13 protein-coding genes are annotated in these 13,862 nt (G+C 70.3%); 3 read left to right on the top strand and 10 right to left on the bottom strand.

The genetic code is table 11. The features are described from left to right. Positions 1-3 precede the first annotated feature (3 nt). Together ACWGR4_RS34820 and ACWGR4_RS34815 are read right to left on the bottom strand one after the other, a co-directional pair. Positions 4-750, bottom strand: a complete 747-nt coding sequence (locus tag ACWGR4_RS34820) for a hypothetical protein (protein WP_452128757.1) — start codon at positions 748-750, stop codon at positions 4-6. A 79-nt stretch (positions 751-829) separates the two neighbouring features. After that, positions 830-1,591: an ATP-binding protein gene (locus tag ACWGR4_RS34815; RefSeq protein WP_452128758.1), complete on the bottom strand. Its 762-nt coding sequence runs from the start codon at positions 1,589-1,591 to the stop codon at positions 830-832. Positions 1,592-1,843: 252 nt separating this feature from the next. Between ACWGR4_RS34815 and ACWGR4_RS34810 the strand changes: the two genes are divergently transcribed. The 3 genes from ACWGR4_RS34810 to ACWGR4_RS34800 all read left to right on the top strand — a co-directional run bounded on the left by ACWGR4_RS34810 (position 1,844) and on the right by ACWGR4_RS34800 (position 3,838). Continuing rightward, the gene (locus ACWGR4_RS34810; RefSeq protein ID WP_452128759.1) at positions 1,844-2,689 is read left to right on the top strand and encodes a helix-turn-helix domain-containing protein; all 846 of its coding nucleotides are present in this window, start codon (positions 1,844-1,846) and stop codon (positions 2,687-2,689) included. A 26-nt stretch (positions 2,690-2,715) separates the two neighbouring features. After that, on the top strand, positions 2,716-2,922 hold the full coding sequence (locus tag ACWGR4_RS34805; protein ID WP_452134293.1) for a DUF397 domain-containing protein: 207 nt from the start codon (positions 2,716-2,718) through the stop codon (positions 2,920-2,922). A 142-nt stretch (positions 2,923-3,064) separates the two neighbouring features. Further along, positions 3,065-3,838: a hypothetical protein gene (locus tag ACWGR4_RS34800; protein ID WP_452128760.1), complete on the top strand. Its 774-nt coding sequence runs from the start codon at positions 3,065-3,067 to the stop codon at positions 3,836-3,838. A 71-nt stretch (positions 3,839-3,909) separates the two neighbouring features. Here the strand turns inward: ACWGR4_RS34800 and ACWGR4_RS34795 are convergent, their stop codons facing one another. The 8 genes from ACWGR4_RS34795 to ACWGR4_RS34760 all read right to left on the bottom strand — a co-directional run bounded on the left by ACWGR4_RS34795 (position 3,910) and on the right by ACWGR4_RS34760 (position 13,790). Continuing rightward, positions 3,910-4,413 (bottom strand): DinB family protein, encoded by a 504-nt coding sequence (locus tag ACWGR4_RS34795; RefSeq protein ID WP_452128761.1) that lies wholly within the window; start codon positions 4,411-4,413, stop codon positions 3,910-3,912. A gap of 125 nt (positions 4,414-4,538) precedes the next feature. Further along, entirely contained in the window at positions 4,539-5,873 is a 1,335-nt protein-coding gene (locus tag ACWGR4_RS34790) for an MFS transporter (protein ID WP_452128762.1), read from the bottom strand. 5 nt (positions 5,874-5,878) lie between these two features. Beyond that, positions 5,879-7,213, bottom strand: coding sequence for an ATP-grasp domain-containing protein (locus tag ACWGR4_RS34785; RefSeq protein ID WP_452128763.1), 1,335 nt, complete (start codon positions 7,211-7,213; stop codon positions 5,879-5,881). Positions 7,214-7,345: 132 nt separating this feature from the next. Next, on the bottom strand, positions 7,346-8,506 hold the full coding sequence (locus tag ACWGR4_RS34780; protein WP_452128764.1) for a saccharopine dehydrogenase C-terminal domain-containing protein: 1,161 nt from the start codon (positions 8,504-8,506) through the stop codon (positions 7,346-7,348). Further along, on the bottom strand, positions 8,499-9,584 hold the full coding sequence (locus ACWGR4_RS34775) for a saccharopine dehydrogenase (protein WP_452128765.1): 1,086 nt from the start codon (positions 9,582-9,584) through the stop codon (positions 8,499-8,501). The genes ACWGR4_RS34780 and ACWGR4_RS34775 overlap by 8 nt, the downstream gene beginning before the upstream one ends. A 63-nt stretch (positions 9,585-9,647) precedes the next feature. Further along, a complete protein-coding gene (locus tag ACWGR4_RS34770; RefSeq protein WP_452128766.1) occupies positions 9,648-11,969 on the bottom strand; it encodes an iron-containing redox enzyme family protein in 2,322 nt (773 codons plus the stop codon). A gap of 43 nt (positions 11,970-12,012) precedes the next feature. Beyond that, positions 12,013-12,930, bottom strand: coding sequence for a 3-oxoacyl-ACP synthase (locus ACWGR4_RS34765; RefSeq protein WP_452128767.1), 918 nt, complete (start codon positions 12,928-12,930; stop codon positions 12,013-12,015). After that, a complete protein-coding gene (locus ACWGR4_RS34760) occupies positions 12,927-13,790 on the bottom strand; it encodes an isocitrate lyase/PEP mutase family protein (RefSeq protein ID WP_380009741.1) in 864 nt (287 codons plus the stop codon). The genes ACWGR4_RS34765 and ACWGR4_RS34760 overlap by 4 nt, the downstream gene beginning before the upstream one ends. Positions 13,791-13,862 lie beyond the last annotated feature (72 nt).

Here is a 13,862-nt window from a genome sequence, read left to right as displayed (position 1 = left end):
CCGTTACGGGCCGACGGTGGCCGCGTCGGTGAGGGGAAGCCGTTCCGGGCGGCCGGTGGCGTGGGCGGCGTAGGCGTATACGTCGGCCCAGCGCGGGACGTGGACGTCGAAGTCGCGTCCGCACGGGCAATTGTGCGCGCTGCGGGTCGCGAAGGCGCAGACGAGGGTGGCCCGGTAGCAGGCCATCGCCGTTTCGCACCACTCCCACGGGACCGCCTCGCCGGGGTCGGCGAGGGAGGCCAGGTAGGTACCGAGGTTGTAGCCGAGGTTCGCGACGATCGGTTGCCTCGGGAGGAGGGTGTGGAACACTCCCCGATCGGTCACCGTGACCCCGCCCTCGGGACCGACGAGCCCGAGTGACAGCGGGCCCGCTTTCGTGATGAACTCTTCGAAGACGGCGGGCATTTCGTCGATGAAGGGATCGGGGGCGAACGGCCCCGATCCGCTCCGATGCCCCGCGACGGGCCAGATGTGTGTGGCGGCGTCGATCCTGCCCAGGTAGGCCGGAACGTCGATCAGGTGGGCGGATCGGTGGTCGGGGTCGTCGACGTCCCGGGTGATCGGCGCACCCGGGACACTCCACGTGACTCGGCATCGGCCGTCCGCCGCCGCCCGGGACGTCAGTCGCAGGTCGGCGAGGTTGACGCCCTTGACGTAGCGGCGCACGACGTCGAACGCCGCAATGAGGTCCACCACTTCGGTGGGCGCGAGGACATGGGTACCGCTCGAACGCGGTTCAGTACCGGACATGCGTGGTGGCCCCTGGGTCGAGATGGGTCTGCGGGCAGTGGAAGTGGTGAGCCGCCCGGCGGCGTCGCCCCGAATGCCGTTACGCGCCACCACCATTCGCCCGAGCGCGGTGAGCCGTTCGGCCGGAATCGAGTCGACCTCCCCCGCTCGAAGATCCGCCCGCAAAGACGCCAAAAGGCGTGCGCGGACAAGGTCGAGGTCCGAGGAGACCCGCAACTCCCGTACGGAGAAAAGCCGTCCGGGATACGCGTGCCGGGGCCGGATCCTCGGGCCGCGGGGCGGCAACGGCGAACCACCGACTCGTGGCCGGGGGATCGGCATTCGGGTCGTCGACAACTGTGCTCCTCCGATGGTCCGAGACGTCGATCGGTGGCGTGGTCTGCGCGATGATGGATGCATCGACGTTCCGGTGTCCCGCTGCGGGGCAGAGAAAGGCGACGCGGGTGATCTTCCGGGGCGGTTGGGATGCGCTCCCTTCGACCCGGATCACCGCGTACTGATCGGTGAAGGCCAGCACCAGCCGCAACCCCCGACCGGCTTCCGCGTCATCCTCGGCCGTCCTCGACTCCGGGAATTTGTCGTGCGCTTCGTCCCCGACATCAATGATCAGCCGATCCGCGCGAAGCTCCCAGGCGAGGGTCACCGACCCGTGGCCGACGTGCCGGAGCACGTTGGTCACCAGCTCCGACACGACGAGCAGGACCACGTCGGTGACATCCGGATCCAATCCCGTGACGAGGCAAACCGTGGCTATGTGCCGACGGGCCTGTCGGGGCGCGTGGATCGAGAGCGGCAGGGTGAGGAGAGGTTCCGGAGGTGCTTCGGTCATGGGATCCGACATGGCTAAAACTCCCCTTGTCAAAGGGTGTTCAGGGCGTTTGAGGTGATCGGCCCGCGATGGTTCGACACCTCGCGCTCGATGATTTTGAGTGAAGGGAGCGCGGCTCTCCGTCACGATGGATAGATTCGTTCCGTCTTGGGTGCCTGGTCAAGCTATGTCGGCTCTTACCGGGTGATTACCAAGAATTACCCGCCTTGTGCCACTCGGTGAGTGTCGCACCGTGACGAACGAGCTTTCGGAAGCGAGGACTTGATGGATCCAGCCACGGAATCCAACGCCCGACGAACCCTTGGCAATCTCCTCCGGCGCCATCGGATCAGGCGCGGACTCAAGGGGACGGAGGCGGCAAAGATCCTGGGATGCTCGGCCGCACAGGCCAGTCGCATCGAAACGGGGCAGCGCGTCGCGACGCAGGCACACATCGAGGCGCTGGCAGCGGCGTACCGCTTGAGCGGCGAGGAGTTCGCCGAATTGGAGCGCCTGCTCGTCCAGGCACGTGAGGCAGCGGCCCCCTGGTGGGCTGCCTACGGGGTTCCCGCGCCGTACGCACGGCTGTTGGACGTCGAAGCGAGTGCGGTGCGATGTTTCGACTACCAGCCGGTCCTGATCCCTGCCCTGCTACAGGTTCCCGAATATGCCTCGGCGGTGAACGGGGCGGGCGCTGCGGATCTCGGTCGGGGTCAGGTCGATGCATACACCGAGCTTCGGATGCGGAGACAGGAATCTCTGTTCTCATCCACTCGTCCGCTTGCCCTGGAGGCCGTGGTGACGGAGGCGGCTCTGCGCTTCGTGGTCGGCGGCCAGGAGACGCAACGAGCCCAGGCGCGCCACCTCTTGCATGTGATGGAGCGTCAGTCGAACGTGGAATTGCGGGTCATTCCCTTCGGCGCGGGCGAGAATGGTGCTCAGCCAGGTGCCTTCATCCTCTTCGAGATGCCCTTCGGCGAGGCGGATATGGGCTTCACGGAATCGGCCTTGTCCATGGCCGTCATCACGACACCACTGGAAGTTCGGCGTCTGCGCAGGCTGTTCCTGGACTTGCGAGATGCGGCGTTGGATCCTGTTGAAAGCCACGCAATGATCCGAAACCTGGCCTAGTTGCCTACACCAACCGAGGACGTCTCATGGGATATGCCGCAGCCGACGCATCGATGTTGGTAAATGCGCCTTGGCGCACGAGCAGTTACACAGCGAACAACACAGCCTGCGTGGAAGTCGCTCCGTTGTCGCAGTCGGTGTTGGTCGCCGTGCGGGACTCGAAGGTGCCGGGCGGACCGGCTCTTGTCTTCGGCGCTGCCGCGTTCGATCAGTGCGTCGCAGCAATCGGTTGAGTGCCATGCGAAGGCCGGTGACGCGAGCGCGCGTCCTTGGCCTTCGCGTGGTCCGGGTGAGGGGGATCCCCAAGACGTGGGTCTTCGGGCTGGGGCAGCCTGACGGTCTGTCACGTCGGGCCCCTGGAAGGAACCATTTTTCATGCAGTTTCGTGCCCGCTTCGCTGCCGCTGCCCTCATCCCGCCTCTCCTCGTGCTGACCGCCGCGTGCGGTGGGTCGGACGACAAGAAGGACGACGCGAAGGCGCCGGACGTCGGCAGCAGCACTGCGGGCACGACCACCGGTGTCCCGGGCGGTGGCGGTTCCGGGAGCGGCGGTGCGGTCGCCGCCGGTACCAAGGGCTACAAGCTCGTCGTTCCGGAGGCGATCGACGCCTACACGAGGTCCGGTACCGGCACCACGCCCGGCGCGAAGGAGGCCGACGACCTCGGGGTGAAGAACGCCCAGACGGTGTCCGGCGTCTACAACGCGCCCAGCCCCGATCCCGGCAATCGCGCGACGGTGGGCGGCACACGGCTGACCTTCTACGGCTTCCACGGCGAGATCGCCGACCCCGCCAAGTCGCTCGACGCCTACCTGGCCAACGTCGGCAACAAGGGCATGAAGGGCAGCGGGAAGGCGCCGGGGACCGACATACTGCCCGTGGGAGGCGCCAAGACCGTCAAGCCCGCCGGCTTCGAGGGCGCGCTGATGAAGTGCCAGGTCATGCAGTACACCCGCAGCAAAGGTGAAGGGACCGCCAAGACCGGTGCGGATTTCCGGTTCCCGGTCTGCGCGTGGGCCGACTACGCAACCCTCGGCGGCGTCGACGTCGCCGTTTTGGCGGAAATGACGAACGGCGGCGACGGCGTCTCCCCGGACGAGGCAGCCGCGTTGACCGCCAAGCTCTACAACACGACCCGCCAGAAGGTCTGACCCACGGCGCGGGTCGATTCACCACGCGGGCGATCCGAACTCCGCGTCGACCCCGCCCCGGCGCCCCGCACCTACCCGCCGGTCGTGCCGTCGAGCATCTCGCGCAGGATGTCCAGGTGGCCGTTGTGGCGGGCTGTCTCCTCGGTGAGGTGGAGCAGGATCCAGCGCAGGTCGACGCGCAGGCCCTTGCGGACTCGCTCGGCCTGCTTGTCCAGGCTGTTCGCGGCGACCAGTCCGCGATAGCGGGCGCTCTGTTCGGCGTATTCGTCGAGCAACTGCGTGAGCGGGAAGTCGACGGCGATCCGCATCTCGCGGTCGGGATCCTCGTCGGTCCAGGGGCCCCGGTCCTCCTCGCCGAGGAAGACCACTTGGAACCAGTAGTACTCGACCCAGCGGAGGTGGTTGATCAGTCCGCTCACGGTCATCAGCGGCGACCCCGGCAGGAGCGCCTTGCGTGCGTTCTCCGCAGAGACGCCGTCGCATTTGGCGCGCGCGGTGTCACGTGCGTAGTCGAGAAACGTGGTGAGCTGGGTGCGCTCGTCCCATGCGGGCGGTGTGTCATCAATTCTGGTCATCGCGCGCAGCATCCCCGATCACCCCACCCGATGTCGAGCATTTATCGACGGAGCCTGGTCCTGGCCGTGGGCCGGAGACGACCGGTTCGCCGAGCGGTCCGGGGAGTGCGGACGGCGCGGTGTGTTCAGGCCGGGCCGGTGGTCGCGCGGGTCGGGGTGTCGGTGGCGTCCGCGTCGCCGGTGGTCGGCGGTGTCGTGGTCGGCCGGTCCCGCACCGAGACCGACACCAGCACGATCGACAACGCCGAACCCACGGTCAGTATCGGCCACACCCCGTGTCCGAACCGGATGAACAACCACCCGCCCACGACCGGTCCGACCGCCGCGCCCAGACTCCAGGCGAAGTGGAAGCCCGCGATGTAGTGGCTCTTGAGCCGCGCGGGCCCGGCCACCACCGGATAGGCCGTGGTCGCCGGCCCGCCCAGGATCTCGCCGACGGACCAGACCAGCGTGCCGAGCAGGATCACGGCCGGCCCCAGCGGCAGGCCGTACATGCCCACACCGACGCCCACCAGGACCAACGCCCAGGCCATGGTGAGCCGTTGCGACCACGCCTGCGCGTACTTGGTCATCAACAGTTCGAACGCGATGACGATGAAACCGTTCAGCGACACGGCCAGCGTGTACCAGAAGATCGCCACGCCGCTGTCCTTCACGTCGAGCGGCAGCGTGGACAGGTACTGCACGTAGACGACCCCGAAGAAGAAGATCGCGGTCAGGTACAACATGTAGCGGCGATCGCGGATCATCGCCCGATACCCGCCGCGCCCGACCCGCTCTCCCTCCCCGCCCTCCTCGCCGGCCTCGGGCTTCGCGTCGCGGCCCGCCGCGCCCGGCTCGGCGGAGCGAGGCGGCAGCGTCACCCACGCGAGGGTCGCGTAGCACAGCGCGACCGCCGCCTCCACCCAGAAGACCAGGGCATAGCTGTGGCCGGCCAGGTTGTACAGCGCGAACCCGAACAGCGGCGCGACGGTGACGCCGAGGTTCAGCCCGAATCGGTACATCGCGAAGATCATCACCTGGCGGTTCGCCGGGGTGAGGTCGGAGAGCAGGGTGGCCGACGCCGGGCGGTACAGCTGCCCGGCCATGCTGACCAGCGCCACCGCGACCAGGATCAGCCCGAACGAGGGCAGGTAGAGGATGGCCGCCAGCGGCACGCTCGCGCCGACCATGCTCACCACGCTCGCGTTGCGCGCGCCGAGCCGGATCGACAGCGCCCCGCCGAGCAGTACGCCCACGATCGCGCCGCCGCCGTACACGCCCAGCGCGAACGCCGCCTGCCCGTCCGAGTAGTCCCGCGAGGTCAGGAACAACACCAGGAAGATGTTCAGGAAGGCCCCGAGGCGGTTGATGAACGCCCCGGTGAGCAGCGTCTTCGCCGGGAGCGACGCCTGCCGGAAGGTGGCCACCACGGTCACCTCGTCGTTGTCGTGGCCCTCCTCGCGGGCGACGTGGACCATGCCGGTCAGCCGACGACGACGCGGATGGCGGCGCGCACGCGCTGTTCCAGGGCGTCGAGCCCGTCGGGCGTCGGGGCGTCGATGAAGAACGTGACGGACCGGTCGTCGGAGTCGGCGAGCGGGGTCAGCGACGCGCCGCGCTCGCGCAGCACCAGTACGGCGCGCAACGTGGGTTCCTCGCCCGGCCCGCCGGGCTTGATGTCGGGCCATACACCGCCGGCACCGATCCACTCCGGCCGCACGTCCGGCCAGTCGAGCACCACATCCTCCAGCGTGCCGGGCCGGTGCTCCAGGTAGACCTGTCGCGTGTAGCGGTGCGGCTGCGGGTAGTTCGCCGGTTCGCCGAGCGCGACGCGCAGGATCTCCGGCTCCAGCGGTCGTCCGGTGGCCAGTTGATACAGCGTCAGCAGCCCGTCGCCGGGGGTGCGCGCCGCCACCTCCATCAGGCGCGGGCGACCGTCGTCGCCGACCCGCCACTCGGAGTGGGCGATGCCGTGCTCGAACGCGAGCGCCGCCACCAGTTCCCGATTGGCCGTCAGAAGCGCCTCGCGCAGGTCCTCGCGCACGCTCGGCACGCTGTGCGCCATCTCCACGAAGGTGTGCGCGTGGCTGTCGGTGGTGACCTTGTCGGTCACCGACGCGAAGACCACCCCGCCGTCCTGGATCAGGCTCTCCACGGAGAACTCCGGGCCCGACACCTTCTCCTCGACCAGGACCACCTCGTGATCGGGGTACGTCGCCAGTTTCGCGCGCAACCCGGCCAGGTCCGCCACCGTCTCGACGCCCGAACTGGACGCGCGGGAAGCGGGTTTGACCACGGCGGGGAAGCGCACCGCGCCGAGGTCGACCCGGTCGCGCTCGCCGGCGGGAATGGTCAGCGACGTCGGGCCCAGGTCCGGGGCGTACCAGCGCTGGAGGTACTTGCTGCGACAGGCGCGGCTGGCCCGCAGCCCGGGCGAGCGCACGCCGAGCCCGTCGGCGAGCAGGCCGGTCGGCTCGGCGAGGTAGTCGCCCACCGCGTAGGCGCCGACGATCGTGTATGCCTCGCGCCAGGCCGAGGTGCGCGCGATCGCGCCCGCGACGAACGCGCCCTGTACGGTGAAGTCACCTGTCACATAGGCGATTTCGGTGATCTGTGCGGTGGGGTTGGAGGTGTCGGCCATGGCCTCCGTCGCCTGTGCGCGGTAGGACTCCGCGGTGATCACCAGGATCTTGAGCCCACGCCCGGAGAGTTCGGTCAGGTAGAGCGGATTGCGGCGGATCACGGGAAACGAGCCGGTCAGGATGAACGCCTGGGGCCGGTCGGCCGATTCCCGCGACTCGAACGGTGCCTGGGTCATGGTTCCGTGTCCTCCTGGATCGGGCGGTTCCGGTGGTCCGGGTGATTCGGGCGGAGTCGGACGGTTGCGGTGCTCGGGTGGCTCGGGTGGTTCGGATCGGGTTGCCGGGTGGATCGTGGCGACGAGCGGTGTTCAGCCCGTCCGGTGCCGCTCGTCGAAGCGCCAGTCGACGCCGTTCGTGCCCAGGAACTCCAGCCACCGACGGGCGTCCTCGGCACCCTGGGCGGCCTGGCGCAGGCCCGCCGGCACCCGTCCGGCGAGGATTTCGGTGATCCCGTACGCCAGCGGCAGGGACACACACCGCGCCATCGCGCTCTCCTCGGCGTCGCCGACCGTGTCCAGCACGTATTCCCCGCGCCAGCCCACGCCGTTCGCGCCCTCGACGTCGAGCGCGACGGCGAGCACGACCCGGTCGCGGTCGGCATCGGTGGTCGGATACCGGGCGGCGAGTTCGTCGGCGAGGGCGGCGATGCGGTCGCCATCGCCGGTGCGCACGGTGGCGAACACGTCCTGCCAGGCCCGCAGCCAACCGTCCAGACGAAGTGTGCCCCGGACGAACACACGCGCCCGCCAGTCGGCCGGGAACGCGTACTGGGTGAGGTAGGGGAGGCTGTCGCGGTTGGGGTACGCCTCGAACGTCTCGCCGTCGAGCACGAGCGAACGAGTCGCCGTCCACGGGAGGTCGACCACCTGCTCGGCGTCGCCGTCGAGGTAGCGGGCCGGCGCGCGCAGCGCGTTCAGCACCCCGCGCGGCGCCCAGCTGAACCGGTAGCGGAAGTCGTTGGCTTCGGCGGGGACTCCGCCGCAGTACGAGGTGAACTCGACCGTCGCCGGGCCCTCGCCGACGACCTCGCGGCCCCTGGCCACCAGCAGGTCGGCGAACAGGTGGTCGATGCCCGGGTCCAGGCCCGCCTCCGTCAGCACGACCAGACCGGCCTTCGCCGCCGCCGGCGCCTCGGCCGCGATCTCCTCCGAGACGTAACTGCTGCACGCGAAATGGGCGTTGCGCTCGATACACAGTCGCACCAGCGCGGGGTGTTCGCTCGCGGGCAACATCGACACGACGATGTCGCCGGTGCGCAACTTTGCGCCCAGCCGGTCGAGATCGTAGGCGCGGGCGGCGGCGCGACCGGTCAGGCCGAGCCGGGCCAGGCACCGCTCGGCCTTGGCGTCGGTACGGCCCCAGACCAGCAGCCGTTCGGCCCGGTCGGCCACCACACGCAGTCCGCTGCCGGTGGACAGGCCGGTGCCGATCCAGTGCACGGTTCCGCCGGCGGGTATCGCGTCAGACATGGACGTTCTCCGTTTCCAGGCCGTTCGCCTCGCATGCCTCGCGGAAGACCCGCAGGCAGCGCTGCCAGGGTTGCCCCGGTTCTCCCAGGGCCGATAGATGGGGCGTCAGTTCGGCGGAGAAGGCGGTACTGGCCTCGCCGGGAAGCAGCGACGGCAGGTTGTCGATGGCGATCACGCCCAGCGGGTCGCCGACATCGCCCACCATGCGCACCGGCTCGCGCCAATCGGTGATGTCGTCGTAGACCGGCAACACATTGTTCCGGGAGGTGACATCGCAGGTGACGTCCGCGATCAGGGACAGTCTCCGGGGTCGCGACCGCAGCGACGCGAGGGTCACGAACGGCGGGGTCGGCGTGGTCACGAGCACGGCGTTGACGAGGATGTCGTGATCGAGCAGCGCCGCGTGATCCAGTGACCGGGTCTCGGCGACGTCCCAGCAGGTCGGCTCGATCCCGGCGACGGCCAGCGCGTCGCGCGCGCCGCGCCCGCACCGGCCCAGCGCGCCGATGACCAGTACGCTCGGCGGCGCGCCGGTCGACGTCTCGCGCAGCATCCGGTCCAGGTCCTGCTTCGGGCGCGGTCGCAGCGGCGGATCGAGCCGGCCCCGATGCCGGAGCACCGCGAGCGCCGCGCCCACGTATCCGGCCCAGTAGCCGAACGCGGCCAGCCGCCGTCCGTCCGCGTCGGTGAGGTATTCCAGGTCGAACAGCGCGCCGCCGCCCGCCGCGAAGCGCCGCAGCAGCGCCTCGGCGTCGCGCTGGCCCTTGTACGCGTGGCCGAAGAACACATGCCGGTGCCGCAACGTCGGCGGATCGTGAGGGAGTTCCTTGAGCCCCACGACGAACTCCGCGGCCGGGGCGGTCCGCCAGCTCCCGGCCTCGGCGGCCACGCAGCCGGCGTCGAGGTAGTCCCCCGTCGGGAACACGCGCTGCGGCGAGTGCTCGACGGTGACCGTGATGCCCTGCGCGACGAGCCGCGCGGCGTCGGCCGGCACGATCGGCGCACGCCGCTCGCTCTCGCGCGTCTCGTGCCGCATCGTGATCGCGACGTCGGTCGTGCGCGGGCGGGGATCGGCCATGTGCTGTCCTCCGGGTACGGGTTGCCTGTTCGTGGTCGTGCGGGCGCGGGGCCGACGGCCGACTCAGATGACCAGGTCGGCCAAGTCGTCGGTCGCGCCCGGGGAGGAAGGGTCGCCGGACTCGGTGTCGGGTTCGGCGGGGGCATCACCGGCGGATATGCGCTTGAGCAGGGGCTGTTCGAGGAAGTACGCGAAGGAGGCGTAGCCGCGCCAGACCCTGCGCCACTGCTCGGCCACCGCCGCCTCGCCCGCGGTGCGCCGCACCCGGTCGAGGAAACCGACGATGATGTCGGCGGCTTGTTTGGCATGCCCGGCGGAAAAGTTGTCGATGGTCAGGTGGGCCTGTTCGTAGCAGTCGTCGATGCCGTGCCGGCGCAACTTCTGGATCTCGTGCAGCCGCATCTCGCCGGAGCCGAACATCTCGATCGCCAGGTTGTAGCCCAGGATCTCGTTGTGGAAACGATCGGGGAACAGGCACATGCACAACTGCTGGATCGCGAACCCATAGAGGTCGTCGGGAAGTTCGTCCTGTTCGATGAACGCCTCGTCGCGGATGTGCGGTAGTTCGATACCCGCGCTGGCCAACACCCGGTGGGTCAGCGTGATGTGGTTCTTGCGCAGGTCGCCGTTGCCCATCTCGTCGGCGTAGATCGCGAACAACATCGCGTCGGTCTCGCGCTCGTCGTGCCCGAGGTTGCCCAGGCGGTGCAGCCATGCGCCGTCGATGAGGTAGGTGAGGTAGTAGGTGGACTGCCGGAACAACACTTCGTCGCGGTCCGGGATCTCCCGCAGCGGTTGGTAGGGGTCGACCAGCTTCTCCCAGTAGACCCGCTCGGCCCGCTCGTACAGTGCCCGCGGGCTGTAGTCGAACCAGGTCGCGTCGGTGTACCGGCCGCCGGCCCCGTGTACGAACAGGATCTCCGCGTCCCGGAAGCACTGTTCGGCCCGCTCGGCGGCGAGCGGCAGCGTGTTGGCGAAGTTCTCGATGTTGACCAGGTGGTGGAACAACTCGCGGTGGTCGCGGGGTTCGGCCTCGGCGATCACGACATCGGCCGGGTCGCTGCGCATGATCGCGGCCCGTCGGTGCTCGGCCGCCACGTCGCCGGCGGTCTCGGCGGAGATCTCCACGGCAGGCCGGTCACCCGCCTGTACGCTCACCGCCCAGGCCCGGAACGTGGCCGCCTCGTGCTCGTCGAAGATCCCGAACATCGGCCCGCCGAAACGCATCGCGTCCAGGAGTCGGCAGTCGCCGTTGCCGGGCCCGCGCAGGTATCCGGATTCACGCAGGTCGGTCAGGAATCCCGCGAGGTCGATCCGGGCGGCGCCGAAGACGTCCGTCAACGCCTTGCCGCCGACCCGGGTGCCGCCGTGTTGCCGGCCGGCCAGCGGGGCGTGGCGCGCGATGATCGCGGCGACCCGCGACTCCAGGGTGCGGCCGGCACGCCAGGCCGCGTGCTCGGCGAGCATCGCGACGTGCTCCCGCTCAAGCTCCAGGGTCAGCCGCACGGCGGTGTACAACCGGCGGCGCGCGGCCGGTCCGGCCACGGCCAGGTGTTCGGCCAGCACCTCGCGCAGGGCCGGTTCCGGCAGCAGCGGCGCGGTGTCGGCGAGCAGGTCGTCCACGCCGAGCGCGAGGAAGGCGTAGTGCACGCCGGAGACCTCGGGCAGGAAGTTGGCCGGCAGCCGGGACAGGGCCAGGTAGAAGGCGGCGTGCAGCGCGGTGAGCGGGCGGATGCGGGCCCGGTCCGCGAAGTCGGCGGCGGCGAGCTCCGGCAGGAATACACCCGCGTCCTCCAGTGCGCGCCGGCGCGACCGGGCCTGGCCGCGCTCGGGGTTGCCGCCGCCGCGCAGCGTCAGGTGGTGCGCGAAGAGCCGGTTGACCACGACGGACGGCTGGGTCGCGGGCTGGGAGAGCGTGTCCAGCCAACAGCCGGCCGCCAGCGCCAACGGCGCGCGCCCGCACAGGGCTTCCGCGCGCGCCGCCGGACCCGAACGGGTCAGCGCGTCCAGGCTCGCGGCCGACTCGGCCCGGGCGGCCCGCACTTCGGCGGCGATCGCCTCGGCGAGGACATCGGCCTCGGCTCCAAGTGCGGCGTCGGCCGACGCTTCGTCCGCGCCGTTCTCGCCACTCGACCCCCGGCCGCCCGCATCGGCCAGGAACGCGTCCAGCACATACCGGGCGACCAGAAGCGTCGACTCCGACTCCTGGTCGCGCAGCAGCGTGCGAAACACCTCGACCGGCTCCGCGCGTACTGCCGCCCGCGCCTGGTCCAGGGCGGCGCGGCCGAAGACGAACGGCCGGTGCGGCAGCGCGTCGACGGTGTCGGGCAGGACGAAGGGCACGAAGGTACGGCCGGGACCCGGCGTACGCGGTGCGGTGGTCATCCTGAGCCTCCAACTCGGGCGTTCGGTGGTGTCTCGTCCGCGCTCATGCGCCGGCCCGGCGCAACAACACCCCGATCCGTTGCCCGGGGACGCCGGCGGCCAACAGGTAGTGCCGGCCCGGTTGTACGTGTCCCGCCTCGGCCCGGTCGACCAGGTTGATCAGCGGATCGGCGGCAAAGCAGTGGCCCACCCGGGTGATGTTGTCCAGATGGAGCTGGGCCGGGGTGAAGCCGGCCTGTCGTTCCTTCATCACGATCACGGGTTTGAAGATGTTCGCGTGCATCAGGCCCGCGATGTCGCCCGGCTTCATGCCCAGGGGGGTGAGCAGGCGCTCGTTCACGGTGCGGGCCAGGTCCGCGCTGATCTCGTTGGAGTGCGCCAGTCTGCCCCGGTCCTGGGCGCTCGCACAGGCAAGGATCTCGTAGCCGCCCGCGATCTCGCCGGCGGCCGTCACCAGGCAGCTCGCCGCGCCGTCGCTGAACAGCGCGTAGCTCGCCATCCGGTCGTCCTCGTGCGCGGCGCTGTCGGTGGTGACCACCAGTACCCGCCGGTGGCGGCCGGCGCGGACGAACGCGGTCGCGGTGTCGATCGCGGCCAGCAGGTTGACGCAGCGGTTCATGTTCTGCCCGTAGAAGGGCACGTCGCCCAGGCCCGCCTCGGCCAGGAACGTCTCCATGAACGCGCCGTGCCCCTCCGAGAGTCCGGGCACGCGGGTGGAGCACAACACGACGGCGTCGGCATCGCTCGCGCCGGCGCGCAGCGTGGCCGCAGCGCTTTCCGCGGCCAGCTCGGCCAGGCCGCGCTCGGTCCGGCGCACGCTGCCCCAGCCCCACAGGTCGGGCGTCGGCGCCATCCTGAACTCCGTGGCACGCGCGGCCAGATTGGCGATGCTCGTGTGCGCGACCTCGAACTCGCCCAGCACGTAGCGCGGTTGGTGCAGGTAGGCGGCCACTGCGCTCACGCGTCCTCCTTTGCCGCGCCGGCCGGCGCGGACATCAACGTGTTCGCCTCGGCGTAGGGCACCGCCTCGCCGACGAAGGTGAACGTCCCGTGTTCGTACACCTCGCGCGCGGCACGCAGGAAACCGCCCAGCGCGGCCCGGGCGAACGCCGAGCCCAGGCTGATCCGCCGGGCGCCCAGCTTCTCCAACTCCGGGACGGACAATGCCGGTCCGACTCCCGCGAGCACGTTGACGGGCCGGTCGAGCACCGAGCACACGGTGCGGATCGCCTCGACGTCGGGCAGGCACGGCGCGTACAACACGTCGGCGCCCGCCGCCTCGTACGCCCGGAGCCGGGCGAGGGTGTCCGCGAAGTCGCGCCGGCCGTGCAGGAAGTTCTCCGCCCGTGCGGTCAGCGTGAACGGGAACGGCAGCGCCCGGGCCGCCGCCACTGCGGCCGTCACCCGCTCCACGGCAACCTCGATCGGCAGGATCGGGTCGCCCGGGTCGCCGGTGGCGTCCTCGATGGACGCGCCCACCAGGCCCGCGTCGGCGGCCAGACGGATCGTCTCGGCGATCTCCTCGCCCGAGGCGCCGTAGCAGCTCTCCAGGTCGGCGCTGACCGGGTGGGGCGTCGCGGCCACGATCGCGCGCGCGTTGTCCAGCGCCTGGCCACGATCCAGCAGGTTCACGCCATCGGAGTGGCCCAGCGCGAAGGCCAGTCCCGCGCTCGTGGTCGCCAGCGCGGTGAAGCCGAGCCCCGTCAGCAGGCGGGCGCTGCCCGCGTCCCACGCGTTCGCCACCACGAACGCTCCCGCGCTCTCGTGCGCCTCCTTGAAGGCGAGGCCCCTGCGGTACTGGTCAGCCGGGTCGAGCAGCATTGCCGTTCCTTCCGATGTGTCGACGCGCCGGTGTGTCGACGCGCTCATGTGGTCACGCGCTGAGAGAGGGTC

Source organism: Embleya sp. NPDC055664 (genome assembly GCF_053618075.1).
The sequence above is the reverse complement of the archived record's forward strand: the minus strand, read 5'-3'. Positions and strand labels throughout refer to the sequence as shown.

What these genes read in the sequence shown, in the direction of transcription:
- ACWGR4_RS34820 (WP_452128757.1), bottom strand. Translation starts at nt 750, where the DNA reads ATGTCCGGTACTGAACCGCGTTCGAGCGGTACCCATGTCCTCGCGCCC.
- ACWGR4_RS34815 (WP_452128758.1), bottom strand. Translation starts at nt 1,591, where the DNA reads ATGTCGGATCCCATGACCGAAGCACCTCCGGAACCTCTCCTCACCCTG.
- ACWGR4_RS34810 (WP_452128759.1), top strand. Translation starts at nt 1,844, where the DNA reads ATGGATCCAGCCACGGAATCCAACGCCCGACGAACCCTTGGCAATCTC.
- ACWGR4_RS34805 (WP_452134293.1), top strand. Translation starts at nt 2,716, where the DNA reads ATGGGATATGCCGCAGCCGACGCATCGATGTTGGTAAATGCGCCTTGG.
- ACWGR4_RS34800 (WP_452128760.1), top strand. Translation starts at nt 3,065, where the DNA reads ATGCAGTTTCGTGCCCGCTTCGCTGCCGCTGCCCTCATCCCGCCTCTC.
- ACWGR4_RS34795 (WP_452128761.1), bottom strand. Translation starts at nt 4,413, where the DNA reads ATGACCAGAATTGATGACACACCGCCCGCATGGGACGAGCGCACCCAG.
- ACWGR4_RS34790 (WP_452128762.1), bottom strand. Translation starts at nt 5,873, where the DNA reads ATGGTCCACGTCGCCCGCGAGGAGGGCCACGACAACGACGAGGTGACC.
- ACWGR4_RS34785 (WP_452128763.1), bottom strand. Translation starts at nt 7,213, where the DNA reads ATGACCCAGGCACCGTTCGAGTCGCGGGAATCGGCCGACCGGCCCCAG.
- ACWGR4_RS34780 (WP_452128764.1), bottom strand. Translation starts at nt 8,506, where the DNA reads ATGTCTGACGCGATACCCGCCGGCGGAACCGTGCACTGGATCGGCACC.
- ACWGR4_RS34775 (WP_452128765.1), bottom strand. Translation starts at nt 9,584, where the DNA reads ATGGCCGATCCCCGCCCGCGCACGACCGACGTCGCGATCACGATGCGG.
- ACWGR4_RS34770 (WP_452128766.1), bottom strand. Translation starts at nt 11,969, where the DNA reads ATGACCACCGCACCGCGTACGCCGGGTCCCGGCCGTACCTTCGTGCCC.
- ACWGR4_RS34760 (WP_380009741.1), bottom strand. Translation starts at nt 13,790, where the DNA reads ATGCTGCTCGACCCGGCTGACCAGTACCGCAGGGGCCTCGCCTTCAAG.